Annotated in this window: 21 protein-coding genes, 3 tRNA genes and 1 rRNA gene; 7 read left to right on the top strand and 18 right to left on the bottom strand. The window is 40.7% G+C overall.

The genetic code is table 11. The features are described 5' to 3' along the window. Positions 1-321 precede the first annotated feature (321 nt). Positions 322-1671 (top strand): aspartate kinase, encoded by a 1350-nt coding sequence (locus tag A5878_RS03270; RefSeq protein ID WP_005237529.1) that lies wholly within the window; start codon positions 322-324, stop codon positions 1669-1671. Between the two features lie 71 nt (positions 1672-1742). Here A5878_RS03270 and A5878_RS03265 read toward each other — a convergent pair whose 3' ends face one another. The 3 genes from A5878_RS03265 to A5878_RS03255 form a co-directional block, all read right to left on the bottom strand. After that, a complete protein-coding gene (locus A5878_RS03265) occupies positions 1743-2273 on the bottom strand; it encodes an HAD family hydrolase (RefSeq protein ID WP_086295800.1) in 531 nt (176 codons plus the stop codon). A gap of 96 nt (positions 2274-2369) precedes the next feature. Further along, positions 2370-3230: a Cof-type HAD-IIB family hydrolase gene (locus tag A5878_RS03260; protein WP_005225142.1), complete on the bottom strand. Its 861-nt coding sequence runs from the start codon at positions 3228-3230 to the stop codon at positions 2370-2372. A gap of 8 nt (positions 3231-3238) precedes the next feature. Further along, positions 3239-4069: a DUF72 domain-containing protein gene (locus tag A5878_RS03255; protein WP_016610430.1), complete on the bottom strand. Its 831-nt coding sequence runs from the start codon at positions 4067-4069 to the stop codon at positions 3239-3241. 88 nt (positions 4070-4157) lie between these two features. Here A5878_RS03255 and A5878_RS03250 point away from each other — a divergent pair, with 88 nt between their 5' ends. Beyond that, the gene (locus A5878_RS03250) at positions 4158-5126 is read left to right on the top strand and encodes an asparaginase (protein WP_005225140.1); all 969 of its coding nucleotides are present in this window, start codon (positions 4158-4160) and stop codon (positions 5124-5126) included. 50 nt (positions 5127-5176) lie between these two features. On the opposite strand, the gene A5878_RS03245 is transcribed toward A5878_RS03250, so the two are convergent. The 6 genes from A5878_RS03245 to A5878_RS03220 all read right to left on the bottom strand — a co-directional run bounded on the left by A5878_RS03245 (position 5177) and on the right by A5878_RS03220 (position 11934). Further along, positions 5177-5935 (bottom strand): acyl-ACP thioesterase domain-containing protein, encoded by a 759-nt coding sequence (locus tag A5878_RS03245; protein WP_086294588.1) that lies wholly within the window; start codon positions 5933-5935, stop codon positions 5177-5179. A 15-nt stretch (positions 5936-5950) separates the two neighbouring features. Then, entirely contained in the window at positions 5951-6781 is an 831-nt protein-coding gene (locus A5878_RS03240; RefSeq protein ID WP_086294587.1) for a fructosamine kinase family protein, read from the bottom strand. Between the two features lie 16 nt (positions 6782-6797). Beyond that, on the bottom strand, positions 6798-7577 hold the full coding sequence (locus tag A5878_RS03235; RefSeq protein ID WP_086294586.1) for a tyrosine-protein phosphatase: 780 nt from the start codon (positions 7575-7577) through the stop codon (positions 6798-6800). A 158-nt stretch (positions 7578-7735) separates the two neighbouring features. Continuing rightward, complete coding sequence (locus A5878_RS03230) at positions 7736-9124, bottom strand: L-cystine transporter (protein ID WP_008377011.1); 1389 nt, start codon at positions 9122-9124, stop codon at positions 7736-7738. A 345-nt stretch (positions 9125-9469) separates the two neighbouring features. After that, the gene (locus A5878_RS03225; RefSeq protein WP_086294585.1) at positions 9470-10798 is read right to left on the bottom strand and encodes an aminopeptidase C; all 1329 of its coding nucleotides are present in this window, start codon (positions 10796-10798) and stop codon (positions 9470-9472) included. Positions 10799-10917: 119 nt separating this feature from the next. Next, a complete protein-coding gene (locus tag A5878_RS03220; protein ID WP_008377006.1) occupies positions 10918-11934 on the bottom strand; it encodes an acyltransferase family protein in 1017 nt (338 codons plus the stop codon). A 164-nt stretch (positions 11935-12098) separates the two neighbouring features. Here A5878_RS03220 and A5878_RS03215 point away from each other — a divergent pair, with 164 nt between their 5' ends. Both A5878_RS03215 and A5878_RS03210 read left to right on the top strand, forming a co-directional pair. Further along, positions 12099-12488 (top strand): GntR family transcriptional regulator, encoded by a 390-nt coding sequence (locus A5878_RS03215; protein WP_005225133.1) that lies wholly within the window; start codon positions 12099-12101, stop codon positions 12486-12488. Further along, a complete protein-coding gene (locus tag A5878_RS03210; protein WP_179190616.1) occupies positions 12485-13873 on the top strand; it encodes a hypothetical protein in 1389 nt (462 codons plus the stop codon). The genes A5878_RS03215 and A5878_RS03210 overlap by 4 nt, the downstream gene beginning before the upstream one ends. Before the next feature lie 93 nt (positions 13874-13966). Here A5878_RS03210 and A5878_RS03205 read toward each other — a convergent pair. Then, positions 13967-14040 (bottom strand) — tRNA-Asn (locus tag A5878_RS03205). 193 nt (positions 14041-14233) lie between these two features. Between A5878_RS03205 and A5878_RS03200 the strand changes: the two genes are divergently transcribed. Beyond that, positions 14234-14306: transfer RNA gene (locus tag A5878_RS03200), tRNA-Thr, on the top strand. Positions 14307-14683: 377 nt separating this feature from the next. Here A5878_RS03200 and A5878_RS03190 read toward each other — a convergent pair. From A5878_RS03190 to A5878_RS03180, 3 genes are all read right to left on the bottom strand, one after another. Next, a complete protein-coding gene (locus tag A5878_RS03190; protein WP_086294582.1) occupies positions 14684-17437 on the bottom strand; it encodes an FtsX-like permease family protein in 2754 nt (917 codons plus the stop codon). Then, positions 17437-18138, bottom strand: coding sequence for an ABC transporter ATP-binding protein (locus A5878_RS03185; protein ID WP_086294581.1), 702 nt, complete (start codon positions 18136-18138; stop codon positions 17437-17439). Before A5878_RS03185 ends, A5878_RS03190 begins: the two co-directional genes overlap by 1 nt. Before the next feature lie 70 nt (positions 18139-18208). Further along, positions 18209-18622 carry an Rrf2 family transcriptional regulator gene (locus tag A5878_RS03180; protein WP_086294580.1) on the bottom strand — a complete coding sequence of 138 codons (414 nt, stop codon included), beginning with the start codon at positions 18620-18622 and terminating at the stop codon, positions 18209-18211. Between the two features lie 511 nt (positions 18623-19133). Between A5878_RS03180 and A5878_RS03175 the strand changes: the two genes are divergently transcribed. Beyond that, positions 19134-19979: a helix-turn-helix domain-containing protein gene (locus A5878_RS03175; protein WP_086294579.1), complete on the top strand. Its 846-nt coding sequence runs from the start codon at positions 19134-19136 to the stop codon at positions 19977-19979. A 1304-nt stretch (positions 19980-21283) separates the two neighbouring features. Here A5878_RS03175 and A5878_RS03165 read toward each other — a convergent pair. Next, the gene (locus tag A5878_RS03165; protein WP_005225130.1) at positions 21284-21718 is read right to left on the bottom strand and encodes a universal stress protein; all 435 of its coding nucleotides are present in this window, start codon (positions 21716-21718) and stop codon (positions 21284-21286) included. A gap of 394 nt (positions 21719-22112) precedes the next feature. Between A5878_RS03165 and A5878_RS03160 the strand changes: the two genes are divergently transcribed. Then, complete coding sequence (locus A5878_RS03160; RefSeq protein WP_086294577.1) at positions 22113-22469, top strand: iron-sulfur cluster biosynthesis family protein; 357 nt, start codon at positions 22113-22115, stop codon at positions 22467-22469. A 48-nt stretch (positions 22470-22517) separates the two neighbouring features. Here the strand turns inward: A5878_RS03160 and A5878_RS03155 are convergent, their stop codons facing one another. The 4 genes from A5878_RS03155 to A5878_RS17615 form a co-directional block, all read right to left on the bottom strand. Continuing rightward, complete coding sequence (locus A5878_RS03155; RefSeq protein WP_086294576.1) at positions 22518-23168, bottom strand: HAD hydrolase-like protein; 651 nt, start codon at positions 23166-23168, stop codon at positions 22518-22520. Between the two features lie 168 nt (positions 23169-23336). Further along, positions 23337-23410, bottom strand: a tRNA-Asn gene (locus A5878_RS03150). A gap of 11 nt (positions 23411-23421) precedes the next feature. Next, positions 23422-23537, bottom strand: a 5S ribosomal RNA gene (gene rrf / locus A5878_RS03145). Positions 23538-23796: 259 nt separating this feature from the next. After that, positions 23797-23984 (bottom strand): hypothetical protein (locus A5878_RS17615; protein WP_218776194.1); only part of this gene is annotated, 188 nt, incomplete at its 5' end.

Here is a 23984-nt window from a genome sequence, read left to right as displayed (position 1 = left end):
TCTAAAACCTGCTGATCAGCAGATTGATTGATAAGTTCGTTGAGTATAAAAAGGACAGATAGTCCCTTTATAAAAAAGCATCTACGCTAGATTATAGCATAAAGAAAAAAATCAAGCATTAGATTGAGGCAAAAAAGATCGACTTTTTTCGCATCGAATAAAATAAATCACGGCTTTTCCAGCGATAATGAAAACAAATCGTGAAATTTACATCAACAAGTGACTTTTTTTCTGATTTTTCCGATTTTTTTCAAGAAACCGCTTGATTTCTCCCTATTGAAACTGTACTCTAGTAAAAAGCTTGAACAGGAGTAATGTCAAATGAAAGTAGCGAAATTCGGAGGCAGTTCCCTTGCCTCAGCCGAACAAGTCGAAAAAGTTGTTGCGATAATTGAAAGTGATCCTAAAAGACGGTTTGTTGTTGTTTCAGCGCCTGGTAAGCGTTCCAGCGACGATCAGAAAGTCACCGATCTGTTACTAGCAGTCTGTACCCGTCTGTGTGCTCAAGAAGAAATCACTGATTTAATAGAAGAAATCTATGCCCGCTATACAGCGATCGCTGCCCCCTTTGGGATCGAACAAGTCCATTTAGATCGCATCTGGCAATCTTTGGCGGCTTTTCAAACGCTGCCTACCCAAGACAATCCGCATCTTTATGATACAGTCTTGGCAAGCGGCGAAGACAACAATGCCAAATTGATCGCAGGGATTTTACAAAGCCGTGGGTTAGCTGCTCGCTACATGAATCCGCAAGAACTTGGGTTGCTGGTGACGGATGAACCTCAAAACGCCCGTATCTTGAACAAGTCGTACGCCAAGATCGCACAATGGCGCGACAGTCCTGAAATCTTAGTGATTCCTGGCTTCTTTGGCTACACAGAAGCCGGCGAGATCTGTACCTTCTCTCGAGGAGGATCAGATATTTCTGGTGCCATCGTGGCGGCTGGTCTGCAAGTAGAATTGTACGAAAACTTTACCGATGTCGATGGGATTTTTTCTGCTCATCCAGGCTATGTTCATCATCCAGAGTCCATCAAAGAAGTGACCTACCGAGAAATGCGAGAGCTGTCTTATGCAGGCTTTACTGTGTTGCACGATGAGGCGTTGATGCCTTCATACCATGCGAAAATTCCCGTGGTGATCAAAAACACCAATAATCCAAGTCATCCTGGTACCTTGATCACCAACCAGAGAGACAATTTAGATCAGCCCGTGATCGGCGTTGCCAGTGACGAAGGCTTTTGTATGATCTATATTCGCAAATACTTGATGAACCGCGAAGTTGGGTTCACGTTACGGGTCTTAGAGATTTTCCGTGAATTTGATTTAAATTATGAACATATGCCTTCAGGAATCGATGATATCTCGATCATTATGCGCTCCAACCAGTTGAATCCAGTATTGGAAGAAGAACTGCTACGCAAGATCGCCTACGAGATCGATCCCGATGAACTGCGAATGACCCACGATCTATCCATGGTCGTCGTCGTTGGTGAAGGAATGCGTCAACGAGTCGGGATCACTGCCGACAGTACCGCTGCCCTTGCGCGGAAAAATATCAACTTAGAGATGATCAACCAAGGGTCCTCTGAGGTCAGCATCATGTTCGGTATCCACAAAGAACAAGAAAAAGCCGCTGTCAGAACCCTTTACTACACTTTCTTTGATTAAACCAAACGTGCCAGTTGCACCACTCCTTTTGCTGATAAGCAATCGGAACGGGCAACTGGCACGTTTGGTTTTTATTCTGACGATTCTTGAGCTTGCGCTTGTTTTTGTGCCAATTGGCGGTTGATTTCTGCCTTGATTCGCGGTTCAGGAGCAAACCGTTCTTCCCAATCGCTCGGCTTCATGACTTTGTGGGTCTCAGGATCATAATGGGGCTGCCCATCTGGAAAAAGTTTCCCCATGTTGGCTTCATGAACGATAGCCAAGATCGGCGCTGGATCGACCCCTAACAGTGAAAACGAGCCATAGGTAAAATACAGCAGATCACAAAGCGCATCGACTTGTTCTACTAGAGAATCACTGACAGGCTGTTGTTTGGTAGCCAGCTTGGCTTGGGCTTGATCGATCGCTTGATGCAAATGCTCCAGACCTGCTTGAAAGGTCTCTTCGTCATTGTTGCTGGCAGCATAAAGGAACTCAACTAATTCTTCAATTTTAAAACCAGCACGAAACTGGGCTTTTTCCGCTGAAAAAGCTTGTGGATATGGCGGTCGCGTTGGATCAAAGGTTTTATGAAACTCTTCCGTCATTTCAAATGGACTCATTTTGCTCGCTTCTTTCTGCTTTTTCTCATGGTTCTGTTTCATGGTTCTGCGCTGTCTTCTACGTTGCTTCATAGATTGGCTACTTGCTTATTTTTTTCATTCCCTGGCTTGGGCATCCTCGGCAATAATGCCAAAATGGATCAAGGCTTTCTTGATGCCGTCATGATCGTTAGTATCCGTCACAAAGTCAGCACTGGCTTTAGTGATGGGCTGGGCATTGCCCATCGCAACCCCGATCCCCACGCCTTCTAACATTTCCACATCATTAAAATGATCCCCAAATGCCATCGCTTCTTCCATCGCGATCCCTTCATAGGCCAAAAACTCTTTGATGCCTTTGATTTTCGAACCGTTTTTCGGCACGATGTCAACAGAATAGGCATTGGATCGCTTAAAATCACATTGCGGCAGCTTGGACCGTAATTTTTCGCGCTCTGATTCAGGGCTCAGCATAATGCACTGATAGATAGGCTCTCGTAAAATATCCAACGATTCATAGCGTTTGGCGTTGCGATTGGGACTAAAACGCTGCAAGACTTTCTTTAAAAAACCGACGGGAAATTTTTTCGGTACATAGCGTAAGTAGCGCTGCATGACGGGTGATTGGCTTAAGCGGATCGTCAAGCTGCCAGCCACTTGGGTTTCTCCGCCAAACATGACTTGACGGTAATTTTCATCTGCGTATTCTACGATCGCTTCCAGCGTTTGTTTTGGAAAAGGTTTAGCATAAATCAAGTTTTCCTTCGTGTAGACATATTGGCCGTTATAGGTGATAAACATGTCTAACGACAAGTAATCGATCACCTTCTCTAAATCAACCGGACCACGTCCGGTGGCAATGCCGCAGAGGACGCCATTGGCTTGGGCTTGTTTGATGGCTTCACGGGTACTGGCAAGCGCCTTGCCGTTGCTGGCAATCAGCGTGCCATCAATATCAAAAAAGATTGCTTTTATCATATGACTCCTCAAAATAATTTCAACTGATTAGGATTTAATGCTTCGTAATCGATCTGCAGCGCATCGATCAATGCGCGGGCATTGTCAGCGGCATCACGACCGGCATTATTATTGAAGACCACTGCGACTTCTTTGGCATTGGCTTCGATGGCTTGGACTGCGTGTTTTAACTCCGTTAGTTCGGCTTGGTCATAGCGATACAAGGTCCGCAGATTTTTGGCATCTGGTCCTGTCGCTGTCCAGCCGCTGTCGTTGCGTCCGTGAAAACGGCACAAGACAAACGCGGGATTGGTCACGGTTGGATCAAGGGGAATGGTAGTCGATAGCTTTTTCGGCTGATCAACAACTACTAAAGAAAACTGTTTGCGCTTCATATAATCGATCATTCCAGGATACAGTTTCGGCTGATACCAGCTGCTGTCTCTCAGCTCGATCGCCACTGGGTAGCCCGCAAACCATTCTCGCACTTGGTCTAAATAGGCGACATTTTCTTTCGTACATTTAAAGCTGTTGGGAAACTGCGCCAATAGGCAAAAGAGTTTGCCTGCTTCTACCATTGGCGCGATCGCTTCTTTATAAAGCTGCAGTGCTTCGGTCATGGTCAACTGATCTGGCAAATCCCCTTGGGTGGTCACACTTTGATGGACTTTCAACACAAAGCGGAAATTTTCGGGAATCTGGGTCAACCAGTTGCGCACGTCTTTTTCTTTTGGCAAAAAATGATAGGTGGTATCCAGCTCAACTAACGGAAAATAACGGGCATACTCAAATAATTTCGAGTTTTTTCTTTGCACGAGACTGCCATGTTCACTAAATGTGGTACAACCAATTCGAATCATTTTTTCCCATCGCTCCTTGTTTTCTTATTTTAATAGTATACAATAGTTTTGAGTTAAGAGTAAATAAATCATTGCAGGTGATGAAAAAATGAAACGAATTCTCGTGTTGCACACTGGCGGCACCATCGCCATGAAAGAAGACACCCTGACAGGCGGCGTCAGTCCTGATGTCAGCAATCCGCTGATGGATGCACCGATCCACATTGACGACGATGTTGAATTGATCGTCGAAGACATTTTTAATATTCCCAGTCCTCATATGACCCCAAAAGAAATGTTGCAGTTGAAAGAACGTATCCAGCTGGCGCATTTAAGCGGTGTCGATGGGGTCGTGATCACTCACGGAACCGATACGCTGGAAGAAACAGCCTTCTTTTTAGATACCACAATCGGCGGTCAGTTACCGATCGTGGTGACTGGCGCCATGCGCTCAAGTAATGAAATCGGCAGTGACGGACTTTATAACTTTGAAAGTGCGATTCGGGTGGCGAAATCACCTGATGCCTTAGGAAAAGGCGTCTTAGTCGTGATGAACGATGAGATCCATTCCGCACGTTATGTTACGAAGACCCACACCACCAATATTGCGACATTCCGCACCCCGACATTAGGTCCGATCGGCTTAGTCACAAAGCACCGTATCTTGTTCATGCAAGAGCTGTTAAATAACCGCCATTTGGATGTTGATCGTGTCGATGGTCTGTTTCCGATCGTCAAAGCCTATGCTGGGATGACTGGGGAATTGTTCGATGCTTTAGCCGACTCGCTGATCGATGGACTAGTGATCGAAGCTTTAGGCGCTGGCAATCTGCCGCCGCAAACCATAGAGCCTTTGAAAAAACTGATCGCTAGAAACATTCCAGTCGTCTTAGTTTCTCGCTGCTTCAACGGCGTTGCCGAGCCGGTCTATGACTACTTAGGCGGCGGGATCGAATTGCAGGCTCTTGGGGTGATTTTCTGCAATAGCATCAATAGCCAAAAAGCCCGCATCAAATTGCTGATAGCGAAAAACCGTGGGTTGACCATGGATGAACTGCCTGATTTCATGGAGAATTAACCAAACAAAAACCCTTTTGCCATTCCGCTAATGGAGGCAAAAGGGTTGTTTTATTTTTCTTGCCAAGTAAAGATGGCTTCGCAGTAAGTATCCTCACCGATCTTGATCTCGTGGATCGTTTGCAGCGGCATAGCCTCGCCGGCTTCATCGACTGTCTTCTCATTGATTTGAAAATGGCTTTCGATCAAATGGCCGTAAGCCACTTCCCGATCAAAACGGATCGTCACTTGTGTCACTTCATGTTTTGTTAAAAACTCATAGCCTAAGACGTCCATCAGCCAATTGAAATACATGGCATTGTTGACATGCTGATTGCTATCAATATCGTAGAAACGCACCCGATACGGCAAAAATGGTCCTTGCGTGATAGGGGTGATCTTCGGGTAGCGTTTGATTCGCTTGATTTTTTCACTGCCAAAAGGCGCCACGATCTCATCTGGTACACTGCTGACTTTGCGCGTCTCAGGGTCCATCAACGCAAAAACCGCCTCGATTTTGACCAGTTCCGTTCCGTCTTCTGCCAATAACCAGAAGTAACGGTAGCAGAAAAATTTATTGTATTCTCTCGCCTGGGTCGCCACTTGGATCTGCTCCCCTACGCGCGGCAAACGAGTCACCGTTATGTGATAGCTGGTGATGATCCAGGTCAAGCCATAACTAGCGATGACTTCTGGTCCGCGGTTTAACGCCGCACTTTGTTCTTCTGATGTCTTGATGGCGATGCCTAGCATGGCTGGAAACGTCATCGTTTGGTTGACATCACATTCATAATACGCCACTTCATGCGTGGTTTGATACTTTACTGCCATAGTTCTAATTGCCTCCTAAAAACGACTCAATAGTTCATCGACACTTGGTCCATAGCTTTCGCCAAATTGATTCAAATGGACCAATAAATAATACAATTGATACACTGGCAGTCGCTCTTGCCAATCCTCATCTAATGGATAGACTTCTTGATAGCCTTCCAAAAATTCCTGACGAAAACCACCGAAGAGCTGGGACATCGCAATATCCATTTCTCGATCCCCATAAGCGACTGCTGGATCAAGAAACACTGGTTCTCCTTGCTGATCAAATAGCACATTCCCCCGCCAAAAATCACCGTGTAATAAAGCAGGTGTGACGCTGCGATCACGCCAATTCTCATGCAAAAATTCTTTCAAACGCAGATAAGCGGCTTCCCGTTTGACATGCCAGCGATTACCCAGCTTCGCTAATTCGACTTGCACATCCAAACGGCAGACTGTGTAAAAATCAAGCCAATCGGTGGTTTTCGGATTGACTTGCGGCAAAAAGCCGATGTAATTGTCTTCGTAAAACCCAAAAGACTCCTGCGTCTGCTGATGAAGCCGAGCCAAGCTTTGACCTAAGCGTCGCTGCTGTCCTTCCCCACCATCGATCCATTCCATCAATAAAAATGCCCTCTCTTCGGTCTGACCGAGATGTTCGATTTTTGGCACCCGCACGAAAGGGGCTAATTCAGCTAAGCCGTTGATCTCTGCTTGAAAGAACACCGATGAAACATGAGGATGGGTCTTTAAAAAATAGCGATTTTCTGCTGTAGTGAAACGATACGTTTGATTGACATCCCCACCACTGATGGGCGTCAGCGAGCCGGTCATCCCGATTGCTGCGAACAATGCTTCCTCCATACGGATCTCCCTTTCTTTACTCAGTCAGTTGGGCATTCAAATACGCTTGCTCTTCTTTCGTCAGCCCTAGTCCCTGCAGGAGATACTGATCGACCGAACCGAAGTGCTGATTGATCGCAGCCAAGCTTTCATCAAGAAAACTCTCTTTGGCACTCATCAAAACCGTAATCGCCGTTAACAGCTCTTGCGGCAAATGCTGGGTCATTGGGGCAAATTTTTCTTTTAGCATTGGGGCTAAATAGCGATTGGTCGCTAAATAATCTTCTTTGATCGTCGCTGGTGCCACCGCCAACACATGCAGCAATAAAAAGGCGCCAAAGCCTGTGCGATCTTTGCCGGCGGTACAGTGGAACAAGGTTGCTCCTTCGCCTTCCGCATTGTCGATCACATGATCAAAGAACTGCCGATATTGTTGGCGGGCATAGTCGCTTTCAACAAAGTGACGGTAGACTTTTTTCATCTGCTCTTCGGCATCTTCCCCATCTTCCAAGCGTTGCTTCAAGCTTTCTGGCGACAAGGAAACCATCGTTTCGTCTTCTTTAAAAATAGGTAAAAAAAGCTGCTTTGCTGTGGCGATCGGTCGATCAGATTGTGCATTGGCTTCAGCGATGGAGCGAAAATCAATGACCTGATTGACCCCATAGTTTGCCAGTACTGCTTGATCTGAAGCAGTCAATTCATTGATCGCCGCACTGCGGATCAATTTTTTTCGTTTGATCGTCGTGCCGTTTGTCGTTTGATAGCCGCCAAGTTCTCTGACGTTTGCTGCTCGTTCTAGTTGAATCAATTGTGTCATTGCTTATCCCTCCCGCGATGTTCTAGTTAAAAGTATAGCAGAAACTTCGCTATTAAGGGCACTGAAACCTAGATTTTTCTATGAGCTGAGCTTTAACGGACAAAAAAAAGAAAGACCACACGCAGTCTTTCTTTGCTTTCGCTTGTTACAAAATGTTTCTATTCGGCTTCGATCACGGCGGCAGAATCATCTAAGATCGAACGATCCAGTTCGTTGATACGGCTGCTGGTCACCATTCCTGCAACCATACTGTCGCTGACATTAACGAGTGTCCGTGCCATATCGATCAATGGTTCAACAGAAATAACTAAGCCTACGATGGCAATCGGCAAGTTCATTGAGCCTAAGACGATCAATGAAGCAAAGGTTGCGCCACCGCCGACACCAGCAACGCCGAATGAGCTGATCGTAACTACTGCAACTAGCAGTAGGATAAACTGCCAATCAAAGACATTGATCCCAACCGTTGGTGCAACGATCGTTGCCAACATCGCTGGATACACACCCGCACAGCCGTTTTGACCAATCGATAACCCAAAGCTGCCTGCAAAGTTAGCTGTGGCTTCATCAACACCTAACGCTTTGGTTTGGGTTTCGATGTTCAATGGCAAAGCTCCCGCACTTGAACGAGAAGTAAAGGCAAAGCTTAAGACTGGAAAGGCCTTTTTGAAATACGTTACTGGATTGACCCGAACAGCGATCAGCAATAATGAATGAACGAGTAAGACCAAAATCAAAGCCGCATAAGAGGCGATGATAAATTTTCCTAAGTTCAAGATGGCTTCAAAATCACTTGAAGCTAATACATTTGTCATCAATGCCAAAACGCCATAAGGTGTCAGGCGCAAAACTAACGTGACGATACGCATCACGATTTTATATAAGCTGTCCATCAAATTCGCAAAAGTTTCCGCTTCTTTCGGTGATTTACGTTTGACACCAAGAAAGGCGATCCCAACAAAGGCTGAGAAAATCACGACCCCGATCGTACTTGTCGAACGAGTACCCGCAAAATCGGCGAAGACATTGCTTGGGATGAAGGAAACGATTTGTTGTGGGATCGATAGGTCTTGGACTTGTGTCGAACGTTCCGCTAATTCTGCGATCCGCGCTGTTTCCGTTGCCCCTTCGGTAAAGCTGGCACCGTCAAGACCAAAGACCATGACCATCACGATCCCGATCAAGGCAGCGATCGCCGTTGTCCCTAGCAAAGTCGCAAGAACCGTAAAACTGATCTTCTTGATTTTTTCGCTTTCTTTCATCTTAGTGAAAGCACCAACGATCGAAACGAAGATCAAGGGCATGATCAGCATTTGCAAGAGAGCTACATAGCCGCTACCGACCATCGTGATCCAGTCAAGAGCTTGCGTGACAACGTCAGAGCCTGTCCCAAAAATCAGCTGCAGCACGCCACCAAAAACGATCCCGACGAACAAAGCCGCAAAGACCCGCGTAGAAAACTTCAGGTGACGTTTTTGCAATAAGTAGAACCCATAAATAAGGGCAGCAAAAAGTAGAACAACAATAATAGTTAACAGATTTGTCATTTGAATCCTCCTTTTGTTCAATAAACATGACAAAGTCTGTCAGAGGAAGTAAAGGTTCCCAGTGACCATTCTTCAACAGTTCACTCTAATGAGACGTGTGGCATCATTAGTGACTATTCCATTTTAAAGAAGTTTGCTTCATCTTACAATAAATAAGTTCCCACTTTTCTAGGATGGTACCGCTTTTTTGTCAGAAAATAAAAAAAGAACCGTTGCCGCAACCCCACACTGTTAGGATTTCTACTTTCCTAACAGTTGGATTGCGGCAACTGGTTCGTTATTTTTTCATTTCGACTTTTTGAAAAATTTCAGAGAATATTCAGGCAATCATTAGAAATTGCTGTCTTACGCCAATGCCCCCATTGGGTCCCAAGGTGCTAAGACTGTTGGTTCTGCTTCAAAGGCAGCCAATTGTTCTGCTGTCAGGAACTCTTTGCGAACCACGATTTGATAGGTGTATTCATCCATCCACGCATCGCTCATAACGAAGAAGCCATTCGTTCCGACTTTTTCACCCCAGCTGTTTTCGACTTTCCATTTGGTTGATTCGCCGTCGATCAAGTCAACGCCAGTCAAGACCATCGCGTGGGTCATTAAGCTTTCGCCAAAATCTAAGCGTTCTGCTTTGGTCATCGTAAAGTCGATGTCAAATAGGTCGTTGATATCATACGCATCTAATGCCATGATCCCAGTATCTCTGGTAGAAGATTGACCGACATCACAACCGAACCATACGGACTCCCCTTGTTCCAATTGAGCGATCGCTAATTTTTTGAAGGTCGGCATATCGACGTTCAAGTATTTGACTTCTTTGCCGCCAACCACGTTCCCTAGCATTTCTACGGTATACGATTGATTGTAAGGCTTGTCGGCAGTTGGTGCGTTGATGATGCTGACATAATCGTCAAGGTCCACCCCGACATATTTTTCATAAAAGCTTTGCGGTGTTAAGTTGCGATCAATGTGATAGTTTTTGTCTTCATCACGGTATTCAAAATCAAAGGTTTCTGGCGGTGTGCCTAAAGAAGTCGCTAAGAAACGATAAATGTCTTCCAACATCGCTTCTTTGGCTGTTTGGATGTCTTCAGCTGTTTTGCCTTCAGCCACTAGCTGACGCAAAGCAACCGCATCTTTACGCAGTTTTTTGTTCAAATAATTGTTTAGATCACGAGAATTAGAAGAGTTGCTGCTTTCTGGCATGACTGTTTTTGGCACGACGCCATATTTTTGGAAAATGGAAACGATCATGTCCCATTGCCCACCATCTTGTTGTGGTGTTTGCAATAAGAAAGCAACTTTGCGACTTGTTAAAGGTTCGTTAGCAGTTGCTAAAATATTTTCATAGAAATAGTTGGCTTTTTCGTATTTGTCCCAAAAGAAGGTATGGTTTTGCGACAATTCAAATTCTTTTAATTTGAAATCATTCAACATCTTATGACGGAATGTATTCAATGCGGCAAACATCCAGCAGCGGCCTGATTGTTTTTGGTTTGAGACTTTCCCGGTTGTCACATCAACTGAAAAAACTGGCACATTGTTGACTTTTGCTGACACGTTTTCCGCAGAAGCGGTGATCCCATTTTTCACAACACTCCGTTGCAGTGCCGTTTGTTTATTATTGTCTTGATACGCTTGCGCAAAGGCAGCGGTGGTCTTTTTTGAAATTTCTGACATATTTCTTCATCCTTTCACTTTCCGTTCCTTCCATTTTACGCCTCTGCCTCTCAAATAACAACCGCTCCTAGAAAAATGAAAGGATCATCTTTCTAAGAGCGGTTGCTCGTATCAAGGATTTAAAGAGTTAGCATCAAAAGCAAAAAGCCAAGTAAAACAAAGGATAGTCCTCGTTCAAATCGTGCATAAAGGAAGCGGATCGGACGACTAGCTAGCAAGATCGTCAGTAAAACACTGGCTAACACCAACGTCACAAAGCCTAATACCGACAGGTTCAAGTCGGTAATCGCTAATGCCCGCAAGCCCTTGATGAAGATCCCCTGTAAAAGATAGACCAGCAGGGTGTTTTTGCCCCACTTCGTAAAAAAGAGGTGCTCTCTAGGCACGAGGCTCAGAAAGCCGATGATCCCCATCAGCCCGATCACGAAAAAGACCGCACGCAAGGGACCGCCGAACAACGGATAGCTCAAGTAATCGTCATAAGGCTTGGAACCAAAAACCATGTACTTGTTCATCCCGTGAAAAAACGCGATAAAGGTGTAGATGATCGGTAAGAAAAGCAAACTGATAGTCCGAATCTTTGGTTTCAATAAAAAGCGCATCTCATTTTTGGGAAAATAAAACCCGATGATGAAAAACGGCAAAAAGACAAAGGTCCGCTGCAAGGTCAACACTTGATTTAAAAATGGCACGTAGCCAGCGAAGATACTCAAGCCGATACTCAGCAAGATCGCCTGCTTTTTGGACATTTTTTGAAAGATCAACAGCGAGAGCTGCCAAAAGAACATGCTAAGCAAAAACCAAAGTGCCCATTGCGGATTCAACAGTTGGATTTTTAACGACTCCCGTAGACCGATCAACCAGTAATAAACGGTGTAAAACACCTGAAAGAAGACATAAGGCAGCAAGAACTTTTTCATCAGCTCACGAAGCTTGTGTCCCTTCGTCAACGGTTTGGCAAAGTACCCAGCCAGAAAAACAAAAGCTGGCATGTGGAAAGTGAAGATAAAATAATATAGGTCATGATAAAACTTCTGATCACCGATAAAAGGCTGTAGTAAGTGACTGAAGACGACCAAGATCATCAGTAGAAATTTTGCATTATCAAAGTAAGCCGTTCTTTGCGATTGGCTCATAAAAAGTTCCTCCTCTAAGTTGTATCTGTCAAAGGATACCTGATCCATGAAACAGAACGGTAACAAGCTATTTACTTTTTTCTAACGATTCTTATTCAATTGATTACCAGTTGCTATTTTGTATACTTTATATTAATATATATAATACAAAGGAGCTGTTTTCGATGATATTTGATATTCAAACCCAAAGCAACCAACCGATCTACCAGCAGTTGCGGGAACAGATCATTGTCGGTATCGCAAAAGGCGATTTATCCGCTGGCGAATTGCTGCCATCCGTCCGTCAATTAGCCGAAGAGATCGGCATCAATACCATGACGATCTCAAAAGCCTACAATTCCCTCAAAGAAGAAGGTTTGTTAGTCACAGATCGCCGTAAAGGAACCGCCGTTGCCGCGCCACCACCGTTTACTTCTGGACAAGAAGCGGAGTATCGCCAAAACTTGCAACTGCAACTGGCAACCGCTCTCTTACACGGCAAAAGCAAGCAAGCGCTTTTAACCGATGTTCAACAACTGCTGGACCAATTTCCTGAAAGGAATGAATGCAAATGACCTATCTTTTTTCCATTATTGCTCTTGTCCTCTGCGGGACGACCGCCTTTGGTTTACGCTTGATCAGTAAACCCCACAAAAATGTTTTACTCGAAAATACCCTTGCCCCTGAGCATCTGGATGATCCTAGCGTCCACAGCTTGATCACAGAATTTCGCAAGCGTATCTTACAAATCGTTGGTACATTTAGTGTAGCAAGTCTCCTTTTTTTGTTCAATTTATCTGACTCCATCATCCTTACCCTGTTCTGGCTTTATATGGCCGCTTTGCTGGGGACAGCTTACCTGGTGCAAGTGCATTACATCGGGAAAATGCGGCAATTGATCCTTGCCAATGGATGGGAACTACCCATCGATCCGATTCGGATCGATACCAAACTCGTTCAAGCCAAAAATAAACGGATGCTGCCGTGGTATAGCCTCGTTCCAGCGGGAATTTTGTTAATGATCAGTTTGTACCAAGCATGGCACTTGCCTGATCTTTCTACAGGATACTTGATGGGCGGTGTCTCCTTAGCAATTTTTGCGCTGTTCCTCTATCTCTGGGTGATCATCAGCCGCTTACCCGTTCGCGGGATCAGCGGTGATTCAGCTATCGACCAGCACATCAATGATTTAACAAAACGCTATTGGTCCTTATTGATCGCTGTCACTTGTACCATTACACTACTCTTGTTGACTGTCCCACTGGCGTCCATGTCCGCTACTGGAGCATTCAGTACTATCCTCTTACTGCTCTTTGTTGTTTTGGTTGTTTTCTTGATCGTCTTTACCTTCTTCTTGTTGCTAGATCTGCGTAAAAAGCAAGATCAGCTCTTAGAACCAGCAGGACAACCGCGCTATTATGGTGAAGATGCTTACTGGCGATATGGTTTTTACATCAATCCTAATGATACGCGACTGTTCGTTCCTGACCGTGTTGGGATGAATATCGGCATCAATCTAGGCAAACGTAGCGGACAAATCGTCTCAGGTATCACCACTGTCTTCTTACTTGTATTAATGGTCGGTACCATCATTCCGATGTATCGCTTAGATTTCGCTCCTGATGCGATCACCGGTGAAGTGCAAGGACAAGAAGTCACCTTCGATGCACCAATGACTGGGAAAACAACGGTCTCTTTGGCAGATATAGAGACGGTGGAATTGATCGAAGCTTTGCCATCGCCTCGTGTTCGTACCATGGGTGTAGGAACCGCCAGTTACCAAATTGGTAAATTTACCGTTGCTGGTGATCCTGCCAGAATGTTCGTGGACATAAACTCGACACCTATTTTAAAAGTCACCACCAAAGATGGGCCAACCGTTTTTTACACAAATAAAAAAGCCGCCGAAACGACGGATTTATACGAGGAACTAGTACAGAAGATTTCCTTAGCGGAGTGAGTGTTCTGGAGAAAAAACTAGGGAACCCATTATCCCCAGGCTATCCACAACCAAAAAAAAAACGACCTTCCGAAACGAAGGTCGTTTTTGATACTCCGGCAGTAGGACTCGAACCTACGACATCATGATTAACAGTCATGCGCTACTACCAACTGAGCTATGCCGGAAGAATCTATCTGTACTATACCAAATAGTCAGATAATTTAGCAAGAGCAAAAATCAATTTTTTGTTTTTTTTTTCAAGAAAATCCCCTTTAAAAAAATTCCCTTCCCGCAAAGTGTTTTTCTCAAGAAATATCCGAAAATCTCATTGACAAAGCAGCGCCTTTACGGTATTCTATATCTTGTGTTAAATAACACGCCGCTTTAGCTCAGTTGGTAGAGCGCATCCATGGTAAGGATGAGGTCGACGGTTCAAGCCCGTCAAGTGGCTTTGGTAGGACAACGTTTATCGGACGTTGTCTTTTTTTTTTTTTGAATTTAGTAACGACTTTTTCAACTAGTCTGCGAAGAAAAAATTTATCGAAACGTTTGCTTGTCATCAAATAGAAAATTAATATGAATGTGATAACCATTATGGAAAAGATACTTCCTAAGCTTGAAAATAACTTGCAAATTATTATTAGTTTTCTAGAACTCAATTTTCTCAATTTTAGTATTATGGGAATATCAAACTTTAACAATTTTTTTTCATTAGTTGTACTCATTCGTCCAATTAACAAAAATATAAGAAAGCAAATCCCCCCCATTATAATTATTCCGCTCGTCAAAACCATAGTCACCTCTTAATTTAGGTTGCTGATAACAGCTTTATTCATTTGATTTCAAAGATGCCAACATATCTATTTTTCTTATTTTTGGAATCATAAGCAGACTAACCAAAAAAGTATACAATGCTATACAAGTAAAAGCATATAGAAATGGTCTCCATGATAGTTCTGTGCCAAAAATCCAGTATTCTGTTCCTATAGACTGAACGATTTCTCTAAAAATAAAAACGCCTAATACTAATCCCAATGCACTTCCCATGAAAGTTAATTGGATAATTTCTCTAAAAATGTACGTATCTGTTTCACTGTTATAAAATCCTAGTACTTTCAATGTTGCAATTTCTCGACTTCTCTCCTCGATATTTATATTTGTCACATTGTAGAGTACAACGATCGCTAACATGCTCGCTACGATTATTAAGATAATAACAATCATAGTAATACTACTTAAATTCTCTTCTAAACTTTGTTTTTTATCTTCTAATGTATCCACGTTTTTAACAACAGGCAACTTAGATAATTCTTTAGATAATTCATCACCAGAAAATTCATTCGAAACATATAGTAATCCACGATTATATAGGGGGGCTTCCTGAAATATTTCTGCAAATTTATTTTCACTAATATACAAAAAGTTGCCTTCTAAATTTTTTGAAATATCTGTCACTTCAAGTTCTTCAAAATCTGAATTTGATAATGGTTTAATTTCAATTTTGTCACCAACAGATATTCCTAAAATAGAAGCAATATTATGGGTTAATACAACACTATTTTCATCAAAGTCAATTTGATTCTGTTGATTGGATAAATGAATGAATTTTGTTAAATCAGCAGGTTCTTTAGCAGAAACCATATTAATATAGAATTTTCCGTCTGATAAACCTTTTTTGTAGATCTCGATAGATTCTTCTCGAATGAATAAATAATCTTCTACCCTATCTTTGTCAAGAAACAACTGTTCTATCTCATCGTTTATCATCTCAGATTCCGTAAAAAGAGTATCCAAATCGTAAGTCATGATTTCTTCATATTGAACAATTGGAAACTGATCTGCACTTTCTCTCAAACCAAAACCTGTTACAAGTAACGCAGCACTTCCAATAATTCCAATAATTGTCATTAACATTCTTTTCTTGTCTAAAAAAATGTTTCGTTGTGTAACCTTTTGAGTAAATGATAATTTACGCCAAATAAAAGAAATTTTTTCAAGAAAAATTCTTTTTCCCGCTGGGGGAGCTTTAGAAATCATTAATGCTGCAGCGGTTTCTTTTAAAGCTTTCCGAGTGATTATATATGTCACAAGCGTGGTGATCAATAGCATTACACCGATTGCAAGAACTGCATAATTCCACCAAAAGTTCATTTCGATGTCTGGTATGCTATAGTTAAATGAATATGCTTGCCACATAATCCACGGGAGTGTACGAAACCCTACAAATACGCCAATACTACTTCCTATAACAGAAGCTGAAAGTGAGTATCCTAAATATCTATTCATAATACGGGGATTTGAATAGCCAAATGATTTTAATGTTCCTATTAGCAACCGTTCCTCTTCAATCATTCGTGTCATTGTTGTTACTAAAACCAAAGAAGCTACTAAGAAGAAGATGATGGGAAAGATAGTAGCAAGCCCTGCCATACTTTGCGCGTCTCCTTTGTAGATTGCATACCCTTGGTTTTGATTTCTTGTTTCTATATACCACTGAGGTTGCTTAATATCTTCTAGTAATTGTTTCGAATTTTGGATAAGATTTTCAGCATCTTTAAGATCATTCTCTATTCTATTTTTTTCTTCTTCAAAACGATCAACAGCCTGTTTATATTCTTCTTCCTTTTCTTTCAATAACAAACTGCTTTGTTGAAATTCCATATCAGATAGCATTGCTTCGCTTTGACTCAGCATTTGTTTTTGATTTTCCAGTTCCCTCTTTGCATTTGCGAGTTGTTCTTCTGTTTCTATAAATGTTCGTTCAGCATCCTGTTTTTTTGAAAGAAAATCATCCTCTGCTTGCAAGACTTCTTTTTCTAGTTCCTCAAATCGCTGCATCGCTTGCTCTATACCTAGTTCTTCGATTTTATTTGCGTCAGAACGGACATTTTGATCGTATTGACTTGAAAAACTGCTATATCCTTTAGCTGATGAAAGCTTCACATAGATCTCATTTTCCACATTCTCTCCAAAACTATCTGGGGAGCCAAATAAAACAAAATCAATATTCCCACTCCCTTCTGAACTATTCCCTTGAATATTATGTGTGTATAATCCACTTTCCACTATCCCAACAATGGTAAATGTATCTGTTTTAAGTATTTCCTCCGTATCTTCTGTATCAAAAATTATTTCATCTGAAACATTGATATCACCTACTCCATCTGGCGGCAAAACAATCACTAATTCACCAATCCCTTTAGGTAATCGTCCTTCAATAAGTTGAAGTTGATTTATAGCAGCTTCTTCAGATGGTTGACTATGGACTCTGATAGTATATTGTGTTGCGTTTATACTTCCGACAGCATCTAAAACTGTTCCTAAATAATAGTTTTCGATTTCATCCATTTGTTCTATTTGCTCTATATTATTTTCTGAATAACCTAATGGCGAGACAATCCGCACATCCATTAAATTTTGTGATTCAAAATATTTATCCGCTGTATTATGCATCTCTGGAGCAACTGCTAACAAGCCAGCTAATACGCCAGCACCTAAGAAGGTAACTCCGATAAGGGATAAATACCTACCTAATGTTTGAACAATATTTCTTTTATTACTCTTTATAAGAATATTTTTCATTACCACACCACCTCATCCGCTGGCAATGGATCGACATTAATCCTTTCTTCAACTACAGTTCCACTATTCACTCTAATCACTCTATTTCCTATAGCTTCAAAAGCAGTATTATGCGTGATAATAATAACTGTTTTCCCATGGATCAAACAGGTATCTTGTAAGATTTTTAAAATTCTTTTTCCTGTTTCAAAATCTAAAGCTCCTGTCGGTTCATCACAAAGTAACAGTTGAGGATTTTTAGCAATTGCTCTAGCAATAGCTACTCTTTGCTGCTCTCCTCCCGACAATTGACTAGGAAAATTATCTAATCGATGGGATAAACCTACCTGTGTAAGAACTGATTCTTCTTCAAGTGGATTCGAGCAAATCTGAGCTGCTAGTTCAACATTTTCTCTTGTTGTCAAATTCTGAACTAAGTTATAGAACTGGAAGACAAACCCAACATTTTCTCTTCTATAACTTGTTAGTTCTTTATCATTGTATGAACCGATATCTGATCCGCCCATCCGAATTTCACCAGAGGTAATAGTATCCATACCACCTAGCATATTTAATATTGTTGTTTTACCAGCACCACTAGCACCAACAATAATTACTAATTCCCCTTTTTCAATTGAAAAATTTACGCTTTTAACAGCTTCTATCTCTACCTCACCTGACTTATACACTTTTTTTACATCAATAAATTCAATAAAACTCATCGTAAAACCTCCAATTTATCCCAACTATTTCAACCTAACACTTATTTTGATTAGTTAAAGAGAAAAAATTTTACAACAAATCTTTTAAAGAAACTTCTTTTAAATAGACTGTCGTATCATCTTCTAACTGGTTTAATGCTGCCAATCCTTTATCAAAAATTTCTTGGTATTTTCTCATACTACTGGTAAAATTTTTGGGTATTTTGAATAACGAAACGTTATTCTCTACTGAAACCAACACTTCGTATAAACTTATTTCAGAAAGATCTTTCTTTGTAGCTATTCCTCCATGAGCTCCTTCTTTTGACTCCAATAAATTAGATCGAATAAGTTTGGAGATAATTTTGATTGTCGTTGAAAGAGGAATGTTCAAGTTTTCAGCAATGATCCTTGTTGAAAGGAATTCATGACAATTTTCTTCATTGTTAATATGGATAAAAATAATGACTTCTATCGCCAATGGAAAAGAAGTTGAATAGGGCATTTTTATCACCTCTTTGATTAAACTTAGTATCTACTCCATACGTATAATAGGAATCAACTTTCTCTTTTTATGAGTTTCCTCAACATTTTTTTAATAAGACAACCAGTATCACAATACTTAATGCGCCATATTCCTCACAAAGGATTTGTGGTTTTTAACCTGCTAGTTGATATTTCCGCCTCTTTTTTATCATATTCATACACCTCCAAAACTCAACAACCATCATATCCCTCGTTAATTATAAATCCTTATTTCTTCAAAGAAAAAGTAAGTCTAGTCCCATTGTGTCGCTTTTTAGAATAACTGCTCTACTACTATTTTCTAATCTTTAAACTTCTACATTAAATTTATTGACTATTCTGACAATTGGTTTTAAAATGAAAAATAACATCAGAATACCGTACATGTAGCATTTAAACCTGATCATAGTAATAAGAATCTCTTTTAATTATGAAACAAAATATAACACCACTTAACTCAAGGAATTAAAATTGATCGATGAGGTGATAAAATGGATCATAATCAACTATTAAAAAAATTAAGAGTTGAGAGAAATTTTTCTCAAGCAGCTCTAGCTCGTAATATTTCAAATAGAAATACTCTAAGCAGCTACGAAATTGAAGGAACATCTATAAAGTTCCATATCCTCCTGCAATACTTAGACAAATTAAATGTTTCACTTGAAGAATTCGTATTTTTGAGCCATGCTGAAAAAAATGGGAAACACAAAATTGCAGAGAAACTACAGAAACTATACTATAACCAGAAATTCAACAGTTTAAATAATTACGTTGATGAACTAGAAAAACTCTACAATAGCAATAATGACTTCTATTACTTTCATTTAATTAGCCAGTACAAATTAGCCTTAGATAAATTAAATATAAGCCCTTTGAGTAATACTGAGAAAAAAAATTTAAAAAAACAATTTCAGTACTATTTAGATAAAGTAGAGACTTGGGGAAGATTCGAATCAACAATTTTTATCAATGTTATGTATCTTTTTGAAACAGATTACATATGTTTTACTCTAAAATCTATTGAAAAGAAATTTGAAACTTATAGACAACTTTTTCAGAAATATCAATTAATAGAAAAAATGTACATAAATTCATTAATCTTATTTGCAGAAAGGCGAGAAATACAATTAATGGAACAAACACTAATTTCTTTTACCGAATATATATCGAGTGATGATTTAAAAAGTAAAGTTCTGATTCTTTTTTTTGAAGGATACATCTACAAAGATAGAAATAAAATGGATGACGCTTTGGAAATATTAAAAAGATTTGATCTGGACTTCCATCATGATTTCTTGTCAACTCTATTAGAAAAACGAGATATTTTGGAGGGGTAATCTTACAGACCAAAGGATAAAAATAATAGACCAAAAATCAATAAAGTAAAACAGAGTATAGCTTTAGAGATTATCGAACTATTTCTAAACTTATATAGGAGCGAATAACTACTAACTAAGTAAACAACTGTGATAACAAAATAATCAGGATATTCTCTATACTGCATAAAAACAAGCATCACTAACAACAATACTACTGAGAATACAAGTAAATAATGCTGATTGAACTTATCCATAGTTAATCCCCCTTTTACTTCGCTTAAAGTTATGTTGTTCTCCTTAATGAAAAAGTTTTTATCTAATTCACAATCTTTATACGCATTTCATGTATGAGGCAAATATAATGAGTAATAATCTTTAAGGACTCCTCCTCTATCGTCCTCTTTTTCTATTTAGCAACAAAAAAGTTCTCTTAGTCTTGCACTCCTAATTACATAAACAATAGAATACACCACTTAGCCAACATAGAGAGAAAAAACAGGAAGCTTTAAAAGATAGTATTTCAACTCTTCTTCGTTCATCAAAGCTCTGAAAATTTTCTAATTTGATTAGAAAAAAACCTAAAACCACAAATTTTTAAAAGTGACGCACGCGACATTCTACTCATTACTTTGTGCTTTGTCTTAACCCTCCCTTTCCTCCTTCGATTTTTAATATAGGAGTGATGACAGCTTTTATATTATAAAGAGTTGTCAAACATTCTATTTCCTTATCAAAAATCACTTTCTGGATTGATAGAAAATCAAAGCCAAAGAGATGCTCTCATTCTCTTTGCTCAACTAAATCTATTTTATCAAGGATTTCTTATCCTCTTATTTTTTGCCTATTTTTTCGGCGTTTTTCATTCTGTTCACATCGACTAGACTCATTTAGCTATTTAACATCTCCTTTTCCAATTAGTAACATTTATTTTTCTGTAAAAGTTACAATAAGGATGAAAACAAAATAAAAAGCACTACTGATTTATTCAGTAGTGCTCTTTATTTTAAGGATGAGATCGACGGTTTAAGCCCGTTAAGCCGCTTCGATAGGACAACATTTTTGAACCATGTTCTTGTTTTTAGTGTTGTCATAAACTATTTCATTATCAATAAATTTTTGACTTTCTTATAGAACAAACGATATTAATTTTTCATCCTCTATGTTCTTTTCACTAAAAGCACCCATAATTCTCTTTTTTCGTTTTATAAAAGACCTTTTTCATTAATTTAACGAAAAGGTCTTTTTCTCTTCAGTCATAATAAGATATCTTGTGACCAACTTATCTTTTAAATTACCTTATCTACTTCTCGGAATTCATTGAGTTACTTCACGACCAACACCGTACATTTCGAATGATTGACGACATAATCGGTGGTTGAGCCTACGACAGCTCGGGTCAATGTACCTTTACCAGTTGCACCGATAATGATCAAATCAATCGGGTACAATTCTGTTGCTGCATGAATGATAAAGCGTTTTGGATCGCCGACTTCAACGATCACTTCAACATCTTCTACCCCATGCTGATTGGCATCATAGATTTTTTTCAACATGTCCGTTTCCACTCGCAACTTTTCTTGGTCAAAAATTTTCGCAAAAGCATAGGCACTTGTGGATAACTCAGCATTGTTGATAACAGAGAGGACATACAATTTGGCTTTGTTCATACGACAAATCGCGAGTGCTTCTTGGAACGCTTTTTCTGACTGATCCGACCCATCCAAGGCAACAAGTACATTTTGACAATTACGTAACATCCAAATCGCCTCCTTTTCTTTATTTTACCACAAAAAATGGAAGCGTTACAAAAAAGAACAAGGTCTACTCTTAAGAGACCTAAAACTTCCTTTAAGATTTGTGAAGTTCCTTACTTGTCTCTGTGATTATGCAGTAAAATGAAGAGAAGAATGATTCGAGGTGAAAGAAATGCGCTCTTTTTTCCAGGCTGCGGTCACTGTGCTCTTGTACTTAGGGCTTTTCTTGCTGATAATCGGTATTATCGCCTTTTTCTTGCTAAAACTTTAAGCTTGGTTTGTTGAAAAGCAAGTTGCTGTCACATCCCTAAGAGGAGTGATACACTTGGTTTATCAACAATTATCGAAACGAGAAACAGTTTGCTGCTCACTCGTTTCAAAAAGGAGATCATGCAAAATGGACTTACATATTACCCCTACTGCCGCTGCTCGCTTTCCAGAAGGACACGACTTATATATTCTGACGAGTAATGACGGATCGAACCAATTTTCTTCAGCAGCTGGATGCTGTATGATCGGCGAACGTTTTTTGATCACACCGATCGACGAACCGTTAGACCCATATAATGAGTTAGTCTCAAGCAATCAGTTTACTTTCTTTACATCAACCTATGATCAAATGTTCTTGACTGGTCATCTGATTCTAGATGTTCACCCAACTTCAGGAACCTTGATTTTGAAAAACGAAAGTGGCTATTTGGATACCAATCTTTTATTGGAAGCCTCTCCGCAGCTGAAACAAACGAATGCGTAACAAAAGAGCTGACAAACGCCTTGTAAGGTGCTTGTTAGCTCTTTTTCTCTATAATGAATCTGGAATCAACGCTAAGAGTTCTTGTGTCTCAGCGGCTAAAGCGATCGCACCAGCATCAAGCAATTCTTCTTTTGACCCAAAACCATATAAAACGCCGATTGCCGGTAACTGGTTTTCTTTTGCACCTAAAATATCATGCTCACGGTCGCCGATCATGATGGTTTGCTGCGCTTTTTGCTCCTTTTCGATCTCATTTAACGCGTAGCGGATAACGGCCGCTTTTTCCCCACGTTTATTCTCAAGATCCGCCCCATAGATTCCTTTGAAATAGCCATCATACTTGAGATGGGTCAGGATCTCTTTTGCAAAAACTTCTGGTTTCGACGTAGCGATATACAAATCGTGATCCTGCGCCAGCTCCTGCAATGTTTCTTCGATCAATGGATATGGTTGGACTTGAAACATGCCCGCTTGACGATAATTTTCCCGGTAGAAGGCAACGGCTTGCTGGGCAGCAGCTTCATCTAAGCCCAAGCCACGGAAGGATTCAATCAAAGGCGGCCCCACAAAGCTCCGCAGTACGTCTTGCGCTAATTGCTCTTCTCCCATTTTTTCCATCGCATATTGAATCGATCCATAGATTCCTTCACTCGAATCAATGATCGTTCCATCTAAATCAAAAAGCACTTTTTTTCTCACACCATCGTCTCCTTTTCTAATAGTATAGAAAAAAACAGCAGTACAAGCAATACTTCTTCCTTTTCGTTCTGATTTCATCTAAATAAAAAAGACGCTACCCCATCAAAGGCAACGTCTTTATTTTTGTCATTTTATGCAAAAAAAAAGATAGCAGATGCTATCAAGCAACTCCGGCAGTAGGACTCGAACCTACGACATCATGATTAACAGTCATGCGCTACTACCAACTGAGCTATGCCGGAAAAATTGAAATGCGTGGCGACGTCCTACTCTCACAAAGGGAAACCCTTCACTACAATCGGCGCTAAGAAGCTTAACTTCTGTGTTCGGCATGGTTACAGGTGTATCCTTCTTGCTATCGCCACCACACTATTCAATTGAGTAAGTTTTGCTCACTCAAAACTGGATCGAAGAAATCAAAACTCTACGAGTTTACGTGCTTTTTTCTTTTTGGTTAAGTCCTCGATCGATTAGTATCAGTCCGCTCCAACCATCACTGGCCTTCCACTTCTGACCTATCTACCTGATCATCTCTCAGGGATCTTACTTTCTTAAAGAAATGGGAAATCTCATCTTGAGGTGGGCTTCACACTTAGATGCTTTCAGCGTTTATCCCTTCCCTACATAGCTACCCAGCGATGCCTCTGGCGAGACAACTGGTACACCAGCGGTAAGTCCATCCCGGTCCTCTCGTACTAAGGACAGCTCCTCTCAAATTTCCAACGCCCGCGACGGATAGGGACCGAACTGTCTCACGACGTTCTGAACCCAGCTCGCGTGCCGCTTTAATGGGCGAACAGCCCAACCCTTGGGACC

This window comes from Enterococcus sp. 3G6_DIV0642 (assembly GCF_002140635.1).
GTDB classification, from domain to species: domain Bacteria; phylum Bacillota; class Bacilli; order Lactobacillales; family Enterococcaceae; genus Enterococcus_D; species Enterococcus_D casseliflavus.
This window is presented reverse-complemented; position numbering and strand designations above follow the sequence as displayed.